The organism is Tianweitania sediminis (genome assembly GCF_017813335.1).
GTDB classification, from domain to species: Bacteria; Pseudomonadota; Alphaproteobacteria; order Rhizobiales; family Rhizobiaceae; genus Tianweitania; species Tianweitania sediminis.
This window is the reverse complement of the sequence record NZ_JAGIYY010000004.1, coordinates 124,725-145,264: the sequence shown is the minus strand read 5'-3', so window position 1 is coordinate 145,264 and position 20,540 is coordinate 124,725. Positions and strand designations below refer to the sequence as shown.

General features: G+C 62.2%; 19 protein-coding genes. 12 read left to right on the top strand and 7 right to left on the bottom strand.

Annotated features, from left to right (window positions below):
• Positions 1-8: 8 nt before the first annotated feature.
• From J5Y06_RS13625 to J5Y06_RS13615, 3 genes are read left to right on the top strand one after another with little or no spacing between them, the layout of a single operon-like run.
• Positions 9-1,280 carry a beta-ketoacyl-ACP synthase gene (locus J5Y06_RS13625; RefSeq protein ID WP_209335729.1) on the top strand — a complete coding sequence of 424 codons (1,272 nt, stop codon included), beginning with the start codon at positions 9-11 and terminating at the stop codon, positions 1,278-1,280.
• Complete coding sequence (locus tag J5Y06_RS13620; protein WP_209335728.1) at positions 1,280-2,305, top strand: zinc-binding dehydrogenase; 1,026 nt, start codon at positions 1,280-1,282, stop codon at positions 2,303-2,305. Before J5Y06_RS13625 ends, J5Y06_RS13620 begins: the two co-directional genes overlap by 1 nt.
• Positions 2,305-3,264 (top strand): lipid A biosynthesis lauroyl acyltransferase, encoded by a 960-nt coding sequence (locus tag J5Y06_RS13615; RefSeq protein ID WP_209335727.1) that lies wholly within the window; start codon positions 2,305-2,307, stop codon positions 3,262-3,264. The genes J5Y06_RS13620 and J5Y06_RS13615 overlap by 1 nt, the downstream gene beginning before the upstream one ends.
• 6 nt (positions 3,265-3,270) lie before the next feature.
• Here the strand turns inward: J5Y06_RS13615 and J5Y06_RS13610 are convergent, their stop codons facing one another.
• Positions 3,271-3,699 (bottom strand): L,D-transpeptidase, encoded by a 429-nt coding sequence (locus J5Y06_RS13610; protein WP_209335726.1) that lies wholly within the window; start codon positions 3,697-3,699, stop codon positions 3,271-3,273.
• 147 nt (positions 3,700-3,846) lie between these two features.
• On the opposite strand from J5Y06_RS13610, the gene J5Y06_RS13605 reads away from it, so the two are divergent.
• The 5 genes from J5Y06_RS13605 (at position 3,847) to J5Y06_RS13585 (ending at position 10,245) form a co-directional block, all read left to right on the top strand.
• Complete coding sequence (locus J5Y06_RS13605; RefSeq protein ID WP_209335725.1) at positions 3,847-5,118, top strand: acetylornithine deacetylase/succinyl-diaminopimelate desuccinylase family protein; 1,272 nt, start codon at positions 3,847-3,849, stop codon at positions 5,116-5,118.
• Between the two features lie 109 nt (positions 5,119-5,227).
• Positions 5,228-6,706: an ABC transporter substrate-binding protein gene (locus J5Y06_RS13600; RefSeq protein ID WP_209335724.1), complete on the top strand. Its 1,479-nt coding sequence runs from the start codon at positions 5,228-5,230 to the stop codon at positions 6,704-6,706.
• Between the two features lie 55 nt (positions 6,707-6,761).
• Positions 6,762-7,709, top strand: a complete 948-nt coding sequence (locus J5Y06_RS13595; RefSeq protein ID WP_209335963.1) for an ABC transporter permease — start codon at positions 6,762-6,764, stop codon at positions 7,707-7,709.
• On the top strand, positions 7,706-8,575 hold the full coding sequence (locus tag J5Y06_RS13590) for an ABC transporter permease (RefSeq protein WP_209335723.1): 870 nt from the start codon (positions 7,706-7,708) through the stop codon (positions 8,573-8,575). The genes J5Y06_RS13595 and J5Y06_RS13590 overlap by 4 nt, the downstream gene beginning before the upstream one ends.
• The gene (locus J5Y06_RS13585; protein WP_209335722.1) at positions 8,572-10,245 is read left to right on the top strand and encodes an ABC transporter ATP-binding protein; all 1,674 of its coding nucleotides are present in this window, start codon (positions 8,572-8,574) and stop codon (positions 10,243-10,245) included. Before J5Y06_RS13590 ends, J5Y06_RS13585 begins: the two co-directional genes overlap by 4 nt.
• Here J5Y06_RS13585 and J5Y06_RS13580 read toward each other — a convergent pair.
• Entirely contained in the window at positions 10,226-10,657 is a 432-nt protein-coding gene (locus J5Y06_RS13580) for a TerB family tellurite resistance protein (protein WP_209335721.1), read from the bottom strand. The two genes, J5Y06_RS13585 and J5Y06_RS13580, sit on opposite strands and share 20 nt — an antisense overlap.
• A gap of 122 nt (positions 10,658-10,779) precedes the next feature.
• On the opposite strand from J5Y06_RS13580, the gene J5Y06_RS13575 reads away from it, so the two are divergent.
• Positions 10,780-11,574: a TSUP family transporter gene (locus J5Y06_RS13575; RefSeq protein ID WP_209335720.1), complete on the top strand. Its 795-nt coding sequence runs from the start codon at positions 10,780-10,782 to the stop codon at positions 11,572-11,574.
• Here the strand turns inward: J5Y06_RS13575 and J5Y06_RS13570 are convergent.
• Entirely contained in the window at positions 11,567-12,157 is a 591-nt protein-coding gene (locus J5Y06_RS13570) for a dimethylsulfonioproprionate lyase family protein (protein WP_245247843.1), read from the bottom strand. The genes J5Y06_RS13575 and J5Y06_RS13570 overlap by 8 nt on opposite strands.
• Positions 12,158-12,274: 117 nt before the next feature.
• Here J5Y06_RS13570 and J5Y06_RS13565 point away from each other — a divergent pair, with 117 nt between their 5' ends.
• Positions 12,275-13,450, top strand: a complete 1,176-nt coding sequence (locus tag J5Y06_RS13565) for an acyl-CoA dehydrogenase family protein (protein ID WP_209335718.1) — start codon at positions 12,275-12,277, stop codon at positions 13,448-13,450.
• Between the two features lie 115 nt (positions 13,451-13,565).
• Positions 13,566-14,462: a 3-hydroxyisobutyrate dehydrogenase gene (gene mmsB / locus J5Y06_RS13560; RefSeq protein WP_209335717.1), complete on the top strand. Its 897-nt coding sequence runs from the start codon at positions 13,566-13,568 to the stop codon at positions 14,460-14,462.
• A 253-nt stretch (positions 14,463-14,715) separates the two neighbouring features.
• Here the strand turns inward: mmsB and J5Y06_RS13555 are convergent, their stop codons facing one another.
• The 4 genes from J5Y06_RS13555 to J5Y06_RS13540 form a co-directional block, all read right to left on the bottom strand.
• On the bottom strand, positions 14,716-15,129 hold the full coding sequence (locus J5Y06_RS13555; RefSeq protein ID WP_209335716.1) for a carboxymuconolactone decarboxylase family protein: 414 nt from the start codon (positions 15,127-15,129) through the stop codon (positions 14,716-14,718).
• Positions 15,130-15,188: 59 nt separating this feature from the next.
• Positions 15,189-16,562 carry an aspartate aminotransferase family protein gene (locus J5Y06_RS13550; protein WP_209335715.1) on the bottom strand — a complete coding sequence of 458 codons (1,374 nt, stop codon included), beginning with the start codon at positions 16,560-16,562 and terminating at the stop codon, positions 15,189-15,191.
• 204 nt (positions 16,563-16,766) lie between these two features.
• Positions 16,767-17,951 carry an MFS transporter gene (locus tag J5Y06_RS13545; protein WP_209335714.1) on the bottom strand — a complete coding sequence of 395 codons (1,185 nt, stop codon included), beginning with the start codon at positions 17,949-17,951 and terminating at the stop codon, positions 16,767-16,769.
• A 46-nt stretch (positions 17,952-17,997) separates the two neighbouring features.
• Positions 17,998-18,783: a DUF72 domain-containing protein gene (locus J5Y06_RS13540; RefSeq protein ID WP_209335713.1), complete on the bottom strand. Its 786-nt coding sequence runs from the start codon at positions 18,781-18,783 to the stop codon at positions 17,998-18,000.
• Positions 18,784-18,953: 170 nt separating this feature from the next.
• On the opposite strand from J5Y06_RS13540, the gene J5Y06_RS13535 reads away from it, so the two are divergent.
• Complete coding sequence (locus J5Y06_RS13535; RefSeq protein ID WP_209335712.1) at positions 18,954-20,531, top strand: trimethylamine methyltransferase family protein; 1,578 nt, start codon at positions 18,954-18,956, stop codon at positions 20,529-20,531.
• The last annotated feature ends 9 nt before the right edge of the window (positions 20,532-20,540 follow it).

The following is a 20,540-nucleotide window of genomic DNA, read 5'->3' as shown; positions in this document are numbered from 1 at the left end:
GGACGATCATGACGGCTGCGAAAGATCATCTTGGCAGGCCTGTGGTTGCCGTCACGGGCATGGGCGTGGTCACCTCGCTTGGCATCGGCAAGGAAGACAATTGGGCCGCTTTGACAGGCGGGCGCTCCGGCATCCACCGGATCACGCGTTTCCCGACCGAGCACCTGAAAACCACTATTGCGGGGACCGTGGACTTCCTCGCGTCCAGCGGCAAGGGCAACTCCGCGCTGACCAGCGAGCTGGCCGAAACGGCGGCGCGGGAAGCGATCGCGCAGGCTGGGATCGATGGCGAATTCGGGGGGCCGCTCTTCCTTGCGTCTCCGCCGGTTGAACTCGAATGGGAAGACCGCTTCACGCTCTACGGTGCCAACATTGAGGATGTGGAAGGTTATCAGCGTCTGCTCGGTTCTGCCCGGGTGCGCAACGATCTCGCCATGTTCGAGTCCGCGCAGTTCGGCTTCATCGCGGACCGACTGTCGGAACGGCTGGGGACGCGCGGGCTGCCGATCACGCTTTCAACCGCCTGCGCATCTGGTGCCACCGCCATTCAGCTTGGCGTGGAAGCGATCCGCCGCGGTGAATGCGATCGTGCGCTGGCGATCGGCGCAGATGGATCGGCGACCGCCGAAGCCTTGATCCGCTTCTCACTTTTGTCTGCGCTTTCCACCAACAATGATGTGCCGGAAAAGGCTTCCAAGCCGTTTTCGCGCGACCGCGACGGGTTTGTGCTGGCGGAAGGCGGCGCGGCGCTGGTGCTTGAGTCGCTTGAAAGCGCCCAGGCGCGCGGCGCCAAGGTGCTGGGGATCCTGAAGGGCTGCGGCGAACGCGCCGATGATTTCCACCGCACGCGGTCCAAGCCGGACGGGTCGCCGGCCATTGCCGCGGTCAAGGCGGCACTCGCGGATGCAGGGCTCGAGATCGAGGCGATCGACTACGTCAACGCGCATGGCACCTCAACGCCGGAAAACGACAAGATGGAGCATCTGTCGCTTTCCACGGTCTTTGGCGAGCGCATCCGCAAGATTCCTGTATCGTCCAACAAGTCGATGATCGGCCACACGCTTTCGGCGGCAGGCGCCGTGGAAGCTGTGTTTTCGTTTCTGACGATGCAGAACGGCGTGCTTCCGCCCACGATCAACTATGACCATCCCGATCCGGCGATCGACCTTGACGTCGTCCCGAATGCCAAGCGGGACGCGCAGGTGTCGGCCGTTTTGTCGAACTCCTTCGGTTTTGGCGGGCAGAATGCCTGCCTCGCTATGACGCGGGAACCTGCCTGATGCGTGCGCTTCAATTGGTCGAGGATCGCCGGCTGGAGCCGGTGGATCTCCCCTTGCCCGCAGCGCCCAACCAGGGCGAAGTGACCGTCGCCATTAAGGCTGTCGCGCTCAACCACATCGACGTCTGGGGCTGGCGCGGCATGGCGTTTGCCAAGCGCAAGATGCCGCTGGTGATCGGCGCGGAAGCCTCCGGCACGATCGCCGCGATTGGACCCGGTGTGTCGAACCTGCGGGAAGGCGAACTCGTGGCCATCTATGGCGCACGCACCTGCGGCCGCTGCAAGAACTGCGTTGAAAAACGCGACAATCTTTGCGAGCACGTGGAGGGCGTGCATGGCTTTCATCTTGATGGCTTTGCGCAGGAATATGTGAACCTGCCGGCTCGCCTTCTGGTGCCGGCACCGCCCGGCGTATCCGACGTTGCAGCCGCGCTTGCGCCCGTCACGTTCGGCACCGTCGAGCACATGTTGTTCGACAACGCCAAGCTGCAGCCCGGCGAAACGATCCTTGTTCATGCCGGCGGTTCCGGCATCGGCACGGCAGCCATCCAGCTTGCCAAGAAGATGGGCTGCACGGTGATCACGACCGTCGGTTCGGATGCCAAGATCGAGCCTGCCAAGGCGCTCGGTGCCGATCACGTGATCAACTACCGCACCGATCGCTTCGAGGGAGTTGTGCGCAAGCTGACCAAGAAGCGCGGAGTGGACGTCGTGTTCGAGCATGTCGGCGCAGACACCTTTGCCGGCTCGATGCTGTGCATGAAAAAGGGCGCGCGGCTTGTGACCTGCGGCTCAACTTCCGGCGTTTCGACGCAGATCAACCTCATGCAACTGTTCCAGCAGCAGCTGAAGCTGCACGGATCGTTTGGCTGCCGGATCGACAATCTGGGCAATGCCATGCAGAAGATGGCGCAAGGGCTGGTTCATCCGGTAATCGACACGGAAGTCGGGTTCGGCGACATCGCCACTGCGTTGAAGCGCATGGAAGGCCGCGACGTGTTCGGCAAGATCGTGCTCAGGATGTGATGCGGCCGCTCGTCGCGAAACTGCGTAATCGCCTGCAGCTTTTCCAGTATTGGCTTATTGCCCAGCTTGCCTTCGGCTTGATGGCGGTTCTGCGCCTGGTGCCGGCCGACAGCGCCCTCACCTTCACCGACAAGGCCGCGCGCACGCTGGGTCCTTTGAGTGGCCGTCACCGCGTCGCCCTGGACAATCTGCGCCAGGCTTATCCGGACAAATCGGCCGAAGAGCACGAAGCCATCGCCCGCGCCATGTGGGGCAACATGGGCAGGTTGGCGGCGGAATACATCTTTCTCGACCGCTTGTTCGACTACGACCCGGAGCGTCCCGGGTCGGGACGTGTGGACGTCGTGGGTGCCGACATCTTCCGGCGCCTGCATGAGGAGAAGAAGGCGCGGTTGTTCTTCACCGGGCATCTCGGCAACTTCGAGTTCCTGCCAATCGCCGCCTCAACCTTCGGGCTGGAGATGACCTCCATGTTCCGGCCGCCCAACAATCCCTACATTGCCGACTATGTGTTTCGCCGGCGTTCCGGGGCCATGGGGGCGCTCCTGGCGTCACGGCGCGGCGTTGCATTCACTGTCGCACGCATTCTGGAGAATGAGGGCAATGTTGGCGTGCTGGTGGATCAGCATTTCTCCCACGGTGTGCCTACGACCTTTTTTGGCCGCGCTTGTGAGAGCAGCCCGCTCGTCGCGAAGCTGACGCGCAACTACAACTGCGACGTCCACCCGGCGCGTTGTGTGCGGCTGCCGAACAACCGCTACCGGCTGGAGATCCAGGAAGCGATCGCAATTCCCCGCGGCCCGGACGGTCGAGTCGACGTGCCGGCTACAACCCAGCTCCTCAACGACATCGCTGAAGGCTGGGTCCGCGAGGATCCCGGGCAGTGGATGTGGTTCCATAAGCGCTGGAAGATCCGCAAGCCAAAGAAGAAGCCGGCTGCCCCGAAGAGCGCCGGCTAACGACGATCAGTCCTTTACGATGATGCGGGTGTTTCCGGCGCCGATCTCCTTCACGAGATCGTAGAACGTTTTCGCGTTGCTTGTGGCAAGCCGGACGCAGCCATGCGAAGCCGGCTGCCCGAGCCGGTGAACTGCGCTTGTTCCATGCACAGCCCAGCCTTGATGGTAGAACACGGCATAGGGCATTGGCGCATCGTCATACTTGCGCGACTTCCACATCGTGTGGATGCGGTAAGGTCGCCACGATCCGCTTGGCGTCGCAAAGCCAGGCCGTGCGGTTGAGACCGGCCACGTGTAAAGCAGCTTGCCTTGCTGCGTCACCGTCATGGTCTGCTTGCCGATGTCAACGTGAGCAACAAGTGCTGCCGCATTTGCCGCAACAGGCGCGAAAAGAACCGGAGCAAGGACGCAAAGCCCTGCCACAACTTTCAACATGATTTTCCCCGACGCAGAACAACCAAGGCACTCCCCTTCGTAGCACTCGCCGGTGAAGCGAGGGTGAAGATGCAAACAGCGGACGCAGGCTCGCATAACCACTCCGCCATCTTGCCAAATCGACATCGGACGTGCTGGAGATCACCCATGATCGAAATGCTTTTTCGCGCCATCGACGGCCGAGTCGATGAACTCACATCCCTGACGCAGGACCTGATCCGGTTTCCGACGGTGAACCCACCCGGCGAGGCTTACACGCCTTGCGCCGAGTATATTGGGGAGCGGCTGAAGGCGAAGGGCTTCGCGGTTGAGTATGTGCGCGGCGTAGGAACGCCCGGCGACACCGACCGATACCCGCGCACCAATGTGATTGCGCGCTTCGAGGGCAAGCAGCCCGGCAAGACTGTTCACTTCAACTCCCACATCGATGTTGTGGAAGCCGGCGCGGGCTGGACTGTCGATCCCTTCGAAGGTGTGGTGAAGGACGGTCGTGTCTATGGCCGCGGCACCTGCGACATGAAGGGCGGCCTCGCGGCTTCCATCATCGCGGCCGAGGTCTTCATCGAGCAGAACCCGGATTTCGCTGGCGCCATCGAAATTTCCGGCACGGTTGACGAAGAGTCCGGCGGTTTCGGCGGCGTAGCCTATCTGGCATCCAAGGGCTATTTTTCCGCTCCGCGTGTCGATCACGTGATCATCCCTGAACCGCTCAACAAGGATCGGATCTGCCTCGGCCATCGTGGCGTGTGGTGGGCCGAGATCCAGACCAAGGGCAAGATCGCGCACGGCTCGATGCCCTTTCTGGGCGACAGTGCAATCCGCCACATGGGCGCGCTTCTCGATGCCTTTGAGGAGGAACTGTTTCCCGCGCTTGATAAGAAGCAGACGGTCATGCCCGTGGTGCCGGAAGGCGCGCGCCGTTCGACCTTGAACCTGAATTCCATTCATGGCGGCCAAACGGAGGATTTTCGTCCGGGCCTCCCCTCGCCCAATGTGGCCGATGCCTGTCGTCTTGTGATCGATCGACGCTTCCTGCTGGAAGAAGACTTGAGCGACGTGAAGCGCGAGATCACGGAGATCCTCGACCGCCTGAAGCGTGATCGCCCGCGCTTCGATTATGCCATCCGCGACCTCATGGAAGTGCATCCCACGATGACCGAGCGCGATGCGCCCGTGGTGAAGGCTGTGGCGGAAGGCATCCAGGCGATCTTTGATCGCGAGCCGCAATATGTGATTTCGCCCGGCACCTATGACCAGAAGCACATCGCGCGCATCGGCCACATCCATGACTGCATCGCCTATGGACCGGGCGTTCTCGATCTCGCCCACCAGCCCGACGAGTGGGTTGGCATCGAGGACATGGTGCAATCTGCTAAGGTGATGGCCGTGGCGCTCGAGCGACTGCTGCAGGGGCACTGACGGCCGACGAATTCCGCGGCAGTGCACAAGCACGAAACAGAAGCCGATTTACTCGCCTGCGTTTTCGCGCTTTGATCCGCTGAACATGAAGACCTATTGGGAGAGTTCGATGACCAAGTGGAAATCCATCGTTGCGGCCACCGCACTGGTGCTGGCGTCCGGCACCGCCGCCTTTGCTGCCCGCACGGATCTGGTGCTTGGCATGGTTCTGGAACCGCCGCATCTCGATCCGACTGCCGGTGCAGCCGCGGCGATCGACGAAATTGTTTATTCCAATGTTTTCGAGGGCCTGACCAAGATCGGGCCGACGGGCGAAGTGGCGCCCGGACTCGCCGAAAGCTGGACCATTTCCGACGACGGCAAGGAATACACCTTCAAGCTACGGCCGGGCGTCAAATTCCACGACGGCACCGAGTTCAACGCCGACGACGTGAAGTATTCACTGGAGCGGGCCATCGCGCCCGATACGGTGAACGCGCAAAAGGCGCTGTTCGCCCAGATCGACGCCGTCCAGGTGGTTGATCCTACCACCGTCAAGGTCACGCTGAAGCAGCCGCAGGGCGCATTCCTTTACAACCTCGGCTGGGGTGACGCAGTGATCGTCGGTGAGGAATCTGCGGCCGGCAACAAGGAAAAGCCGATCGGCACCGGCCCGTTCCGCTTCGAGAACTGGGCACGCGGCTCATCCGTGACGCTGACCAAGTCGCCCGACTATTGGGGCGAACCGGTCGCTTTGGAGAAGGCCCAGTTCCGCTTCATTCCTGATGCCGCCGCGGCCGTTCCGGCGCTGCTGTCCGGCGATGTGCAAGCATTCCCGAACGCACCTGTGGGCGATGCGCTGGAGCAAATCAAAGGGGATAGCCGCCTCAAGGTCGTGATTGGGTCGACGGAAGGCGAAACGATCCTCTCGATGAACAATCAGAAGGCGCCTTTCGACAACAAGCTGGTGCGGCAGGCCATCTCCTACGCGCTGAATCGCGAGGACATTATTGCCGGAGCGTCCAACGGTCTGGGCACGCCGATCGGATCGCACTTTGCCCCGCACAATCCGGCTTATGTCGATCTCGTCGGCACCTATTCGCATGACCTGGAGAAGGCCAAAGCGCTTCTTGCCGAGGCAGGCGCATCCAACCTCAACGTGACGCTAAAGATGCCGCCGCCGCCTTATGCCCGGCAGGGTGGAGAGATCATTGCGGCCGAACTGTCCCAGATCGGCATCAACGTCGAGTTGATCCCGGTGGAATGGGCGCAGTGGCTGGATCAGGTCTTCAAGAACAAGGACTTCGACCTGACGATCATCAGCCATGTCGAGCCCAACGACATCGATATCTATTCGCGTCCGGATTATTACATCGGCTACCAGAACCCGGAGTTCAACAAGCTGATCGAGGAGTTGAACGTCACCTCCGACCAGGCCAAGCGCAACGAGCTTTACGGCCAGGCGCAAAAGATGCTTTCCGAAGACGCGCCGGTTGGTTTTCTGTTCCAGCTTCCGAAGATCGGCGTGTGGGACGCGAAGCTCGAAGGCTTGTGGGAAAACACGCCGACGCCTGCCAACGACCTGAGCAAGGTGCGTTGGACCGAGTGAGCGCGCATTCCTCAACACCATGGCGGTCGGGCTTGCGTCCGGCCGCCCTTTCCTCATGATCGCTTACATCCTCAAACGGCTGCTGATCGGCGCTGCAACGCTGTTGCTGGCGTCAGCAGTGGTGTTTGCCGTCATGGAGGTGCTGCCGGGGGACCCTGCGCAGGTCATGCTCGGCATGAGCGCCACGCCGGAAGCGACTGCAAATCTGCGCGAGCAGATGGGGCTCGATCAGCCTTTGATGTGGCGCTACATCAGCTGGGTCGGCGGGCTGCTGGTGGGGGATTTCGGCCGCTCCTACACGTATTCTGCGCCCGTTTCGTCCTTGATTGCCGAGCGACTTGTTGTTTCGCTACCGCTGGCGTTGATGTCGCTCGTGCTTTCCACGGTGATCGCCATCCCGGTTGGCATCTTTTCCGCCGCACGCCGCGGCCGCCTGCCCGACTCCATCGCCATGGGCACAGCCCAGCTCGGCGTCGCCATCCCGAACTTTTGGTTCGCACTCCTGCTGATCTATGTTTTCGCGGTGGGGCTGCAGCTCGTACCCTCTGGAGGCTTTCCTGGCTGGGGCGGCGGCATCTGGAACGGCCTGAAGTCGCTGATCCTGCCGTCCGTGGCGCTTGCCCTGCCCCAGGCTGCGATCCTCGCGCGGGTGACGCGCTCCGCTCTGCTTGATGTTCTCGGCGAAGATTACATCCGCACCGCTCGCGCCAAGGGCTTGCCGCGCGGTCGCGTGTTGCGCCGCCATGCTTTGCGCAACGCGATGATTCCGGTCTTGACGATCCTCGGCCTGCAGTTCGCCTTTCTGCTCGCCGGCACGATCATCATCGAAAATGTCTTTTACCTGCCCGGCCTTGGTCGACTGGTTTTTCAGTCGATCACCCAGCGCGACCTGATCGTGGTGGAAGGCGTCGTGATGCTGCTCGTCGCCAGCGTCATCATTGTCAACGTTCTGGTCGACCTCGCCTACGCCCTCGTCGACCCGCGCCTGCGAGAAGCAGCATGACCGACGCCGCGCTTGACCAGCCGCTGCCGGACGACGGCTTCTGGCGCCATGCTTTGCGCAACCGTTCCTTTGTGATCGGCGCCGTCCTGACGCTGCTGATCGCAACAATGGCCCTGGTTTCCTTTTTCTGGACCCCCTATTCCGTTTTCGAACTGGCGGTGGCAAACCGCATGAAAGGCCTTTCAGCCGAGCACTGGTTCGGCACGGATCATTTTGGCCGCGACCTGCTGTCCATGATCATGGTGGGCGCCCGCGCTTCCATCGCCGTGGCCGTGGTCGCGGTGGGTATTGGCATCGTTCTCGGGGTGCCGCTCGGCTGCTATGCGGCAGCCCGAGGCGGCTGGATCGATGAAGCGCTGATGCGCGTCAACGACCTTGTGTTTGCCTTCCCGGCCCTCCTTTCAGCCGTGATGATCACCGCGATTTTCGGCCCCAGCGCCACCAATGCCATCATCGCGATCGGCATCTTCAACATTCCCGTCTTTGCCCGCGTTGCGCGAGCCGGCGCGCTGTCCTTGTGGCCGCGCGAGTTCATTCTGGCTGCCCGGGCTGCGGGAAAGAGCAAGGGACTGATCACCGTCGAACACATCTTGCCCAATATCATCAGCCTCCTGCTCGTGCAGGGCACCATTCAGTTCGCGCTTGGCATTCTGGCAGAAGCCGGTTTGTCCTATCTCGGGCTCGGGACGCAGCCGCCGATGCCGTCCTGGGGGCGCATGCTGTTTGATGCGCAAACCCGCATGATGGCAGCACCGCACCTCGCCTTGTTCCCCGGCTTCGCGATCGTGCTGACGGTGCTTGGCCTTAACCTTCTCGGTGACGGCTTGCGCGACATCCTTGATCCCCGGCTGAGGCGCGTCCGTTGAGCCTTCTCGAGATCGAAAATCTGACGCTGAGCATCGGGGGCGCGTCGATCCTGAAGGGCGTCGATCTTTCGCTGGAGGCCGGCGAAGTCATGGCGGTGGTTGGTGAGTCCGGGTCGGGCAAGTCGATGACGGCCCTGACGCTGATGCAGCTTCTGCCACCAGGGTCGAAAACAGGCGGCCGGGTGATCTTCGATGGACAGGACCTTCTCAAGGCGTCCGAGGCAGACATGCTACGGCTGCGCGGCGATGATATCGGCATGGTCTTTCAGGAGCCGATGACCGCGCTGAACCCGGTGAAGACAATCGGGGAACAGGTTGCCGAAGGGATCCGCTGGCACACCCGCGTCGGCAGGGCCGAAGCCGAACAGCGGGCCGCGGCCATGCTGGATCGTGTGGGCCTGCCGCAATCAAAGTTCCCGTTGTCGCGCTACCCGCACCAGCTTTCAGGAGGGCAGCGCCAGCGCGTGGTGATCGCCATTGCCTGCGCGCTCAACCCCAAGCTCCTGATCGCCGACGAGCCCACCACGGCGCTCGACGTCGTGCTGCAGAAGCAGATCCTCGACCTCCTGCGCGACCTGGTGGAGGAAAAGCGCATGGGGCTGCTGTTGATCTCGCACGATCTTGCCGTGGTGGCCGAGATGGCCGACCGCATCACCATCATGCGACACGGCGAGGTGGTGGAAGCTGGAGAAACCTCCGCGATTCTCCAGGCAAAGGCGCACGCCTACACCAAACAGCTCGCGGAAGCCTCGGCCCATGTGCCGTCCGTGCGGGTGGCTGCCGCGCCGAAAACAACGCCTTCTCTGGCGACGGACGCGCCGAGGCCCCTGCTCGAGGTCCAGTCGCTCAGCCGCGAATACCCTGGCCGACGCACTGGCATCTTCTCGCGGGAAGCGCCGTTTCGCGCCGTAAGGGATGTTTCCTTTTCCGTCGGGCACGGCCAGTCGGTCGCCCTTGTGGGGCGCTCCGGTTGCGGCAAGTCGACGCTTGCCCGCGTGATTCTGGCCCTCGACCGCCCAACGGGCGGCTCCATTACATTTGACGGCCAGCGCATCGACATTCTTCCGGACGCGAAGCTTCGGGCGGCTCGGCGCAACATGCAGGTGGTGTTCCAGGACCCGTATGGCTCCTTCGATCCGCGCCACCGGGTCGAGCGTCTCGTTTCCGAACCGCTGCATCTCCTGGAGAACAAACCTGACCGAGACGAGCGCCGCACGCTGGTGGAAACGGCGCTGGAAGAAGTTGGCCTTGCCGCATCCGACATGGAGAAGTACCCGCACGAGTTTTCCGGCGGGCAGCGGCAGCGTTTGTCGATTGCCCGGGCGCTGATCACAAAGCCGAAACTGATTGTAGCCGACGAGCCGGTGTCGGCGCTTGATGTCTCCATCCGCGCTCAGGTGCTCGACCTGTTCGCCGATCTGAACGCCCGGCTCGGCGTGGCCTACGTCTTCATTACGCACGATCTGACGGTGGCGCGGGCCATCACCGACGATGTCCTCGTGATGCATGATGGCGAGATCGTGGAACGCGGCCCGACAGGCGCGATCCTCGACAACCCTCAGTCCGATGCAGCGAAGGCGCTGGTCGCAGCCGCTCCCGATCTCGACCGCGCCCTGGCGGCACGGTCTCGCACAAAACGCGCGGAAGCGCTCAGGCCGATTTCGGGCTGATCTCGTCCGGCCGGATATCAAGCAGCTTCATGGCCCGGGCCAGGAGCTGCACTTCCTGCCGCGCCAGCTGGTGATCGGCCTTTGCCATTTCTGCGAGGTGCTGCGCGAGCATCTGCTTGCGGTCGTGGTCCAGACGCCGGAACATTGCGAGCGACTGCGCGGTGTCGGTCTCGTAGCCATAGGTCCTGAGGTAATCCACCACATCGTCCATGCTGGCTTCCTCGATGCCGAAGGACTCACGGCAGATCCGACGGAGCGTCGCAAGCTCGGCTTCACTGACCTCGCCATCGGCCAGTATCATGCGGAACAGCAAAAGCAGCTCGGCCGTCAGCACCGGATCTTCCGCCACACGCGCAACCGAGCGGTTGCCATCAAACAGCGACATCAGTTTGGAAATCAGTCCCTGGGCCATTCTCATTCCTCACAAGCACCCGGATTTTAGGCCATGCCGCGAAACAGCAATAGCGCAGAAGCGCAACACTGACGCGTCAGCACTGGCTTGTGGGCGCTCTCTGCTCTAGGGACGCAGCCATCATGCCCGAGATCACGCTGCAGCTCCTTGCCATCCTCGCCATCGCGGCCTTTTTCGCCGGCATGGTCGATTCGATAGCCGGCGGCGGCGGTCTCATCACCGTTCCGGCTTTGCTTCTGGTCGGTTTCGCCCCGGTGGAAGCGCTCGGCACAAACAAGCTTCAAGGCCTGTTCGGTTCAGGGTCCGCAACCCTTGCGTATGCGCAGAAGGGTCATGTCGACCTTCGCCGGCAGCTGCCTTTTGCCGCGCTTGCGGGTGTGGGCGGCGCGCTTGGCGCGCTGCTGGCAACGATGCTCCCCGGTGAGTGGCTGCAGATCGTCCTGCCTTTCCTCCTGGTAACGATCGCGCTTTACTTCCTGCTCAAGCCGAACCTGGATGATCTTGATCGCGCCCAGCGCGTGCCGCCATTCCCGTTCGGGCTGACCGTTGTTCCGTTGATCGGGTTTTACGACGGCGTGTTTGGCCCCGGAACCGGCTCCTTCTTCATGCTGGCCTTCGTGACGCTTGCTGGCTACGGCATGCTGAAAGCAACAGCCCACACCAAGCTCCTGAACTTCGCGTCCAACGTCGGCGGCTTTCTAGCCTTCATGCTTGTTGGCGTGATCGCCTGGAAGGTCGGACTTGTCATGGGCGTGGCGCAATTCCTCGGTGCGCGAGTCGGCGCTGCGCTGGCGATCCGAGTCGGCGCCAAGCTCATCCGTCCGCTTCTGGTTCTGACCTGCACGGCGCTGGCGATCCGCCTCCTTGCCGATGAGCGGAATCCGCTGCACGTTTATTTCGTCGGCTGGTTCAGCTGAGCGTCGACTTTGCCGCAAGCGGACCGCCTCGCCAGAGATAGATTGCAACGAGCGGTGCATCCGCGGTTCGCATGGCATGGTTCACGTCCGAAGCATGGTGGATCAGCGCGCCTGCCGCCTGCTCCTTGAACTCCGCATCTCCCTTGTGCCACTCCGTTCCGCCGGTGAGCGGCACATAGAGTTCTTCCGCCAAGTGATGATGATCCGGGTAAAGCGTGTTGGGCCCGAGCACCAGAAAGCCGCCTGCAACCAGGTCGTTTTCGAAATGGCCGCGCGTGCCGAACAGTTCTACCCAGCCGTAGTTGTCGAGGAAGTCGCGACCGAGGTCAGTTGCGCTGTAGGTCTGGCCCCAGTTGAGCGCCGGCCCGTCCTGCACGAACTGCCGGAGCAGCGGCAGGGTGGGACCATCGGCATAAGCCAAGGCGGGTGCGAGGTGGCGCTCGCAGGGCAAGCGGCGGGTTGGCAGCAGACGGGATCGCATGGCCCCTGAGAGACCCCCGAGAAAGCGCTGCACCAGCGGATCGCGCCTTGAAATCAGGTGCGAAAGAAAGCTATCGAGAAGCTCGGCGAACTGGACGGTCAAACGTTTGTTTTCCTGCTTGATCCCTGCACATGCCCTGTGCGCGGGCGCAGGTTGGAACGGCAACCAGCTTCCCGTAAGATCGCTGCTTGTTTCAAGAAAAGATGTCGGGAAAACGCCATGGATGCAGTCGTCGACACCACTTCCAGCCAGTTCGAACTGAACGCAGACCAGGTTGCAATCCAGGACATGGTTCGCGCCTTTGCTGCCGACAAGGTCGCGCCGCATGCGCTTGAATGGGACCAGAAGGGTTTCTTTCCAAGCGATGTGATCCGCGAAACTGCGGGGCTCGGCTTGGGTGCCATCTATGTCAACGACGACGTCGGGGGTTCGGCTCTCACCCGCCTGGACGCAGTTCTGATTTTCGAGGCGCTGGCCGCCGCCTGCCCCGCCTTCTCGTCTTTTATCTCCATCCACAACATGGCTGCCTGGATGATCGACCGCTTCGGCGACGAGGACCAGCGCCAGCGCTTTTTGCCCAAGCTTGCGTCCATGGAGTGGCTCGCAAGCTATGCGCTGACCGAGCCGGGTGCGGGCTCCGACGCTGCCGCCCTGCGCACAAAGGCGGTGCGTTCCAGCGGCAATGGCGACACCTACATCCTCAACGGCACGAAGCAGTTCATTTCCGGTGCCGGCGAGAACGAGCTTTACGTGGTGATGGCGCGCACGGGCGAAGACGGCCCGAAGGGCGTTTCCACCTTCGTGATCGAGAAAGGGACGCCCGGCCTCTCCTTTGGCCCCGAGGAACAGAAGATGGGCTGGAAGATGCAGCCCACCCGTCAGGTGATCTTCAGCGATTGCGAAGTCCCGGCTGAGAACGTCCTGTCCGGCGAAGGGGCCGGTTTCCGCATTGCCATGGCTGGACTGGATGGCGGACGCCTTAACATCGCGGCCTGTTCGCTTGGCGGCGCACAGCTCGCGCTGGACAAGGCTCTGACCTATGCCGGCGAACGCAAGGCGTTCGGCCAAACCATCGACCGTTTTCAATCCCTCCAGTTCAAGCTTGCCGACATGGAAACGACGCTTCAGGCCGCGCGCATGTTCTTGTACACGGCGGCGTCCAAACTCGACCGCAAGGCGCATGATGCCGGCAAGTGGTCGGCAATGGCCAAGCGCTTGGTGACCGACACGGGCTACGAAATCGTCAACGACGCCCTGCAGATACACGGCGGCTACGGCTATCTTCACGACTACGGCGTCGAAAAACTCGTGCGTGACCTTCGTGTGCACCAGATCCTGGAAGGCACGAACGAGATCATGCGCGTCATTATTGCGCGCCACATGATCGGGCGGTGAGTGCACGCGAATAGGTGAGCAAGCGAGCGGGCGAGTAGGCAACACCGAAAGCTTTCTCTCCGCCTGTTCACCGATCGCCGACTCACCACCTATTCGCTTTTCCGGAGGGATACACATGACCACCATCGCATTCATCGGCCTCGGCAACATGGGCAACCCCATGGCCGCGAACCTCGTTAGAGGCGGCCACAGGGTTGTCGGCTTCGACCTGATGGCCGACAATCTGAAAACAGCCGAAGCAAACGGGATCTCCGTTGCGTCCGATGCTGCATCGGCGGTGAGCGATGCTGATGTGGTGGTGACGATGCTGCCGGCCGGCAAGCATGTCATTTCCGTTTTTGGCGACATCGTACCAAGGGCCAAGCCGGGCACGCTCTTCATCGATTCCTCTACCATCGATGTCGACTCGGCGCGCAAAGCCAGCGCGATCGCCGCGGAAAAGCGCATGCATTTCGTTGACGCCCCGGTCTCGGGCGGCACGGGCGGCGCGACAGCGGGTACGCTGACCTTCATGTGCGGCGGCACGCAGGATGCTTTTGCCAAGGCGCAGCCGTTCCTGGAGAAGATGGGCAAGCGCATCGTGCATTGCGGTGAGGCCGGCGCTGGCCAGGCCGCGAAGATCTGCAACAACATGATCCTTGGCATTTCGATGATCGGCGTTGCCGAAGCTTTCGTGCTTGGAGAAAAGCTCGGCCTGTCGCACCAAGCGCTGTTTGATGTTGCCTCGACGTCATCCGGGCAGTGCTGGTCGATCAACACCTATTGCCCCGTGCCCGGTCCGGTGCCGACCTCCCCTGCAAACAACGGCTACAAGCCAGGCTTCGCCGCGGCCCTTATGCTGAAGGACCTGAAGCTTGCCCAGGAAGCTGCGCTTTCGGCCGGCGCGCAGACCCCGCTCGGTGCAGAAGCGGCGCAGATCTACGGCTTGTTCAACGCGCTGGGCGAAGGTGGCCAAGATTTCTCCGGCATCATCAACTTCCTGCGCGGCAGCGAAACAAAGACCCAGACTTGATCTTCGGAAAAGCAGCGAAAAACGCCATATTCAGGTTTGCTTAAGCTCTCGATAACCGGCCGGTAAGGATGTTCGTGGCATAGATTGCGTGTGGCGGGGCGAAACGAACCGACACCTTGCTCCGGATCAGGTACTGCGTACCGGGGCCGTAATCTTCGCGGTGTATCGAGTGCGCGAAGGCCAAGCGTTTCTACTGGCAAAGCCGCGATCGCAGTGATGCGAGCGCGGTTTTTGCATCGAGGCCTTCGACGTCTCAGCCAGCTTGTCGCTTGAAGGGTTCATCGACGGCAGGTCGCAGACCATTCACCAGCCGGTTGGTCTCGTTGGCCATGCCGACCACCGCCAGCAGTTCCATGAACTGGGTGTCGCTCATCCCCTTCGCGCGGGCGGAGGCAGTGTGCGAATACGTGCAGTATTCGCAGCCATTGGTGGCGGACACCGCGATATAGATCATCTCCTTGACCAGCGGATCGAGCGCGCCGGGCGCCATCGTTGCCCGCAGCGTGTCCCAGGTTCGCTTCAACAAGGCCGGATCGTGCGCCAGCACTTTCCAGAAATTGTTGATCCAATCGGTGCCGCGCGTTTGCATGATGTCCTCATAGATTGCGCGCACCTCCGGCGAGGCGTCTTCAATCTCGATGGGCGGCATGATCGACGGGTTCGACATGGTTTTCGTATCCCAGAAAAAGGAGGGGGCTGCCGGTTTACCGCCGGCAGCCCCTGATCTCAGATGAGGGTTTTTGCGGCAGCGTCGAGCGCGCTCTTGATGCGTTCGCAAGCCGTGTCGATCGTTTCGCGCGTCCAGATCAGCGGCGGCGAAAGGATCATCGTGTCGCCCGTCGCCCGCATCATCAGGCCGTTGGCTATCGCGTGGTCGCGGATCAGCACGGCCGCGCTGCCATCGCCCGGAAAGCGCTCGCGCGTGTTCCTGTCTTTCACGATTTCGATCGCGGCCATCATGCCGATGCTGCGCGTTTCGCCCACCAGCGGGTGATCACCTACGGCTTCGGCGAGCGCCTTGTTGAGATACGGACCGGTGTCCTCGCGAACCCGCTCGACGAGCCCTTCCTTTTCGATGATGTTGAGGTTGGCCAGCGCCACGGCGCAGGCCACGGGGTGACCGGAATAGGTATAGCCGTGGTAGAACTCGCCGCCCTTTTGCACCATCGTGTCGGCCACTCGATCGCCCACCAGAAGCGCGGAAAGAGGCTGATAGCCGGATGTCAGCGCCTTCGCCGTAGTGATGGTGTCTGGCGTGATGCCATAGGTTTCAGCCGCAAACCAGTTGCCGGTGCGACCGTAACCGGTGATTACCTCGTCGAGCATCAGGAGCACATCATACTTGCGGCAGATGCGCTCGATTTCCGGCCAGTACGTTGCGGGCGGGATCTTCACGCCGCCCGCCCCCATCACCGGCTCGCCTATGAAGGCGGCAACGTTATCGACACCCGCCTCTAGGATCGCGTCCTCCACCGCCTTCGCCGCACGAAGACCAAAGGCGTCATCGCTTTCTCCCGGCTTGGCTTCCTCGAACGCGTAAGGCGGCATCACATGGACGATGTTGGGTACGGCTCCATGGAGCTGCCCGTGCATCCCGGCCATCCCGCCAAGCGACGTGCCGGCAATGGTCGACCCGTGGTAAGCCGACCTGCGTGAAATGATGCGGTTCTTTTCCGGCTTGCCTTCAAGCGCCCAGAACTGGCGAACCAGCCGCAGCGCTGTATCGTTGGCTTCTGAACCCGACGAGCCGTAGAACACCTGGCTCAGCCCCTTCGGCGCAAGCTCGGCAATCTTCTGGGCCAGCAGCACCGGGGTGGGCGACGAACAGCGGAAGAAGGAGTTGTAGTAAGGCAGCTCCTTCATCTGCTCATAAGCCGCCTTGGCGAGCTCTTCGCGGCCGTAACCGATGTTGACGCACCACAACCCCGCCATTCCGTCGAGGATCTGGTTGCCTTCGAGATCGTAGATGAACGGACCTTCGGCACGGGTGATCATGCGCGCGCCTGCGCCTCGCAGATCCTTATGGTCGGTGAAGGGATGAAGATGGTGCGCCGAGTCGATCGCCTGCAGCTGCTCGAGCGAGAAGTTCTGGTAAGTCATGCTTTGCCTCGTGAGATTGAAACGATCCGGTGTGTCCGGAGAGCTCGTCACGAGTGAAGCGGGGGTGAATATCCAATACGGGCGCAAAGCCGCAGCAATTCCACATGTCGGGTCCGCCGTGACGGCGTCACGGCAAAAAGCAAGGAAAGTGGTGCGGCGCTGGCCATCAGCATGCCGCCATCTAAGCCGCTCTGGCGCGGCACTTCAAGCGGGAGGGGCTGCCTGTCTTGTGCGGTGCCACGTGCGGTAGCCCATGAAGACGATGAGGATCAGGCAAAAGCTCACCACAGCGCCGAGATATCCACCCGGTCCAACGATCTGCATGACGCCGCCGGAAATCGGCGGGCCGACGATGCCGCCCGCACCCCACAGCAGCGCGAAGGCCGCATTGCCGGCAACCAGCATCTGGCCGTGGAAGCGGTTTCCCATCTCCACCGTGGACATCGTGTAGATGCCGTAGCCGATCCCGCCCATTACGACGAGCAACGGCCACAGGAAAACCGTTTCGAACAGAACGGGAAGCAGCAAGGTCCCCACCAAAGTGGTGGCGGCGCAAAACAGGATCATGAAGCGCGCGCCAAAGCGTTCGGCCGCAAAGCCGAGCGGGATCTGCAGAAGGATGTTGCCGAAGGAAAAGGCAGTCAGGAGCGCCGCGGCTGCAGTGTCCGCCAGGCCCTGCGCCGCACCATAGAGCGGCAACAGCGCATAGCTGCTCTGGCCGACGGCCGCGGCAACGCCAACGGCCAGCAACAGCGCAGGCGCGACGCGCGCGAAGCGTGTGACGCTGGCGCTCGGGTCATCATTGTCTTCGAAGCCGCCCAAGCCTCGCGTTACCATAAACAAGATCAGGCCACAGCAGAGAAAGCCGGCGATCGCCACGCTGAAGGGCGCAAGCCCCTCCACCCCGACAACGGTCAGGGTCATAGGCCCAATGGCGTAGCCGAGGCCCATGACCGAGTTGAAGATGCCCATGACGCGCCCGCGTTGCCCGGGCGGCGCGAGGGTCAGTGCCCAAACCTCACCCAACACATAAAGCGGGTTGATCAGGAGGCCGACAAGGAAGCGCAGCGGGTACCAGGCGATCCAGTTCTGCAGGAGGGCAATAGCCAGGAAGCATGCGGCTGCAAGCAGCGCGCACCCGACGCCGAGGCCGCGCGCCCCGAACCAGCGCACGAGGGTTGGCACGAAAGGCGAGCAAAGCGTCAGGCCCAACGGCATCATTGCGGCGGACAGGCCGATTTCGGCCGGCGACATCCCCTGCCGCTGCATCAGAAGCGCAAAAAGCGGGTAGCTCAAGCCTTGCGCCACGCCGAACATAGCCAGCGCGCTCGTCACGCCGCCGAGGGCGGGCCACGGATTGGCAGGTAGGGGCAGCGGCTGATCGACCATTGCTGCCGCTATCACGCCCCTGCGCGTGGCACTATCGGCTGAACCTTCATGTCGCTTGGTCCAGCATCTGCTTGAGCTGGGCGGCGTCTGCAGGCGCCGCGCTTTTCACGTCGTTGTCGAAGAAGCACCAGACGTCGCGGCCTTCGTCGCGCCAACGGCGCATGTCCTGCGCCCAGCTGTCCAGCGCCTCCGGCGTATAGTTGCCGTAATAGCGCCCACTCGGACCATGATTGCGCACATAAACCCAACTCGCAGTGGCTTCGCGCGGCGCCGGCGCAGCCGCATGGTCGGACAAGCAGAGTGCCGCATCATGATCGGAAAGCAGGGAAAGGACGGAAGGGTCATACCAGCTGTCGTGGCGGAACTCGAAGCAAGCGCGGATTCCCGGAGGCAGCCGGCTGATGAAGTTCGCCAGGCGCTCGCGGTCCACCTTCATCTGCGGCGGCAATTGAAACAGCACCGGCCCAAGCTTGTAGCCGAGCTGGTCAAGCCGCGACTTCAGCAGCGCCATCGACTCCTCGTTCACAAGGAGGCGGCGAAAATGCGTGATGAAGCGCGACGCCTTCCAGGCAAAGCGGAAATCGTCCGGCGTGGACTCCGCCCAGTTTCGCACGGCTTCCAACGTCGGCGTTCGGTAAAAGGGCGCGTTCAGTTCGGCGGCATCGAAGCGTGTGACGTAGAAGGAAAGCGCATCCTTCTTGCGCAGCTTTTCGGGATAGAACGGCCCCCACCAGTCGCCGTAATGCCAGCCCGAGGTCCCGATCCGAAGTTCTGCCGGACGGTTGCGCCTTTCAGCGGAAGTTGAGCCTGCCTCCACTATCGCCCGATCCATGACAAACCTCCCGTTCCTCGCCCTAACGCTCAGGATCGGTTGTTGTGCCAACGCTCGGTTCTCTCCTCCCACCATGTCGCTTTGCTCTCGCTTTTGGTCGTCGCGCTGTCAGGAGAGACAGGAGCTCATCGCCAATATGCGGCTATCGTGGGGACTATCGGGACCAATCAATGAATGACGTTGTTTTGCCGGGTGAAGCACCTCAATCTTCTGATCGTGCACGCCGTGGCGGCCGAGCTGGCAAGCGCGTCGGAGGTGCCGCGGCCTTCGAGCAACCGCCGTTTCGTCAGCTGAAGAACCCGCTGGCCCCGACCCGTCTGGTTTCCGATGACGAGCTGGAATCGATCCACCTTGCCTCGCTCCGCGTGCTCAAGGAGATCGGTGTTGACGTCCTACACGAAGGCGCCAAGCAGATCATGAAGGAGCACGGCGCCGACGTCTCAGCCGGCTCCGATCGAGTCCGTTTCGACGCTGACATGATCCTCGAGCTGGTCAGCCACGCCCCTTCAGAGTTCACGCTCCATGCGCGCAATCCCGCGCACAACATCACCTTCGGCGGCAACAATGTCGTCTTTGCGATGGTGGCCTCAGCTCCCAACTGCTCGGACAATGATCGGGGAAGACGGCCCGGCAACCAGGAAGACTACCGCAACTTCCTGCGGCTGGCGCAGATGCACAACATTCTGCATTGCACGGGTGGTTACCCAGTGGAGCCGATCGACATTCATCCGTCGGTTCGCCACCTGGAATGCATCCGCGACCTCGCGACGATGACCAATAAGGTTTTTCACATCTATTCGCTCGGCAAGGAGCGCAATGTCGATGGCATCGAACTGACGCGGATTGCCCGCGGCATCAGCCGCGAGCAGCTCGAGCGCGAACCGTCGGTGTTCACGATCATCAACACCAACTCACCCTTGAAGCTCGACATCCCGATGATGGAGGGCATCATCCAGATGGCGTCGGCCGGACAGGTCGTGGTGGTCACCCCGTTCACGCTGTCCGGTGCGATGGCCCCGGTCACGATCGGGGGCGCTCTTGTGCAGCAGAATGCGGAGGCGCTGGCTGGTCTCGCCTTTGCCCAGATGGTGAAAAAGGGTGCGCCCGTCGCTTATGGCGGCTTCACCTCCAATGTCGACATGAAGTCCGGTGCCCCGGCGTTCGGAACGCCGGAATACATGAAGGCGCAGATCGTTGGCGGGCAGCTGGCGCGGCGCTACAACATCCCCTACCGCACGTCCAACACCTGCGCCGCCAACGCGATGGACGCGCAGTCAGCTTATGAAAGCGTGTTCTCACTTTGGGGGGCGATCAACGGCGGCGGCAACTTCATGATGCATGCCGCAGGCTGGCTCGAAGGCGGTCTACGCGCGTCCTTTGAAAAGGTGATCCTGGACGTCGACCTGCTGCAGATGGTGGCGGAGTTCCTGACGCCGCTCGACCTGACCGAAGACGCGTTGGCCGTGGATGCCATCCGCGATGTCGGACCGGGCGGCCACTTCTTCGGAACGCCGCACACCCAGTCCCGCTACAAGAACGCCTTCTACTCGCCGGTTCTTTCCGATTGGCGCAACTTCGAAAGCTGGACGGAAGCCGGCAGCCCAACGGCCGTTGAAAAGGCGAACCGCGTGTTCAAGGAACGACTCGCCGCCTATGAACAGCCGCCGATGGATGCGGCAATCCGCGAGGAGCTTGATGCCTTCGTGGAAAAGCGTCGCGCCGAAGGCGGCGCGCCGACTGATTTCTAAGACATTCTC

Bases quoted from the DNA above. Each gene is read 5' to 3' on its own strand.
- J5Y06_RS13625 (WP_209335729.1), top strand. From the start codon at position 9: ATGACGGCTGCGAAAGATCATCTTGGCAGGCCTGTGGTTGCCGTCACG.
- J5Y06_RS13620 (WP_209335728.1), top strand. From the start codon at position 1,280: ATGCGTGCGCTTCAATTGGTCGAGGATCGCCGGCTGGAGCCGGTGGAT.
- J5Y06_RS13615 (WP_209335727.1), top strand. From the start codon at position 2,305: ATGCGGCCGCTCGTCGCGAAACTGCGTAATCGCCTGCAGCTTTTCCAG.
- J5Y06_RS13610 (WP_209335726.1), bottom strand. From the start codon at position 3,699: ATGTTGAAAGTTGTGGCAGGGCTTTGCGTCCTTGCTCCGGTTCTTTTC.
- J5Y06_RS13605 (WP_209335725.1), top strand. From the start codon at position 3,847: ATGATCGAAATGCTTTTTCGCGCCATCGACGGCCGAGTCGATGAACTC.
- J5Y06_RS13600 (WP_209335724.1), top strand. From the start codon at position 5,228: ATGACCAAGTGGAAATCCATCGTTGCGGCCACCGCACTGGTGCTGGCG.
- J5Y06_RS13595 (WP_209335963.1), top strand. From the start codon at position 6,762: ATGATCGCTTACATCCTCAAACGGCTGCTGATCGGCGCTGCAACGCTG.
- J5Y06_RS13590 (WP_209335723.1), top strand. From the start codon at position 7,706: ATGACCGACGCCGCGCTTGACCAGCCGCTGCCGGACGACGGCTTCTGG.
- J5Y06_RS13580 (WP_209335721.1), bottom strand. From the start codon at position 10,657: ATGGCCCAGGGACTGATTTCCAAACTGATGTCGCTGTTTGATGGCAAC.
- J5Y06_RS13575 (WP_209335720.1), top strand. From the start codon at position 10,780: ATGCCCGAGATCACGCTGCAGCTCCTTGCCATCCTCGCCATCGCGGCC.
- J5Y06_RS13565 (WP_209335718.1), top strand. From the start codon at position 12,275: ATGGATGCAGTCGTCGACACCACTTCCAGCCAGTTCGAACTGAACGCA.
- mmsB (WP_209335717.1), top strand. From the start codon at position 13,566: ATGACCACCATCGCATTCATCGGCCTCGGCAACATGGGCAACCCCATG.
- J5Y06_RS13555 (WP_209335716.1), bottom strand. From the start codon at position 15,129: ATGTCGAACCCGTCGATCATGCCGCCCATCGAGATTGAAGACGCCTCG.
- J5Y06_RS13550 (WP_209335715.1), bottom strand. From the start codon at position 16,562: ATGACTTACCAGAACTTCTCGCTCGAGCAGCTGCAGGCGATCGACTCG.
- J5Y06_RS13545 (WP_209335714.1), bottom strand. From the start codon at position 17,951: ATGGTCGATCAGCCGCTGCCCCTACCTGCCAATCCGTGGCCCGCCCTC.
- J5Y06_RS13540 (WP_209335713.1), bottom strand. From the start codon at position 18,783: ATGGATCGGGCGATAGTGGAGGCAGGCTCAACTTCCGCTGAAAGGCGC.
- J5Y06_RS13535 (WP_209335712.1), top strand. From the start codon at position 18,954: ATGAATGACGTTGTTTTGCCGGGTGAAGCACCTCAATCTTCTGATCGT.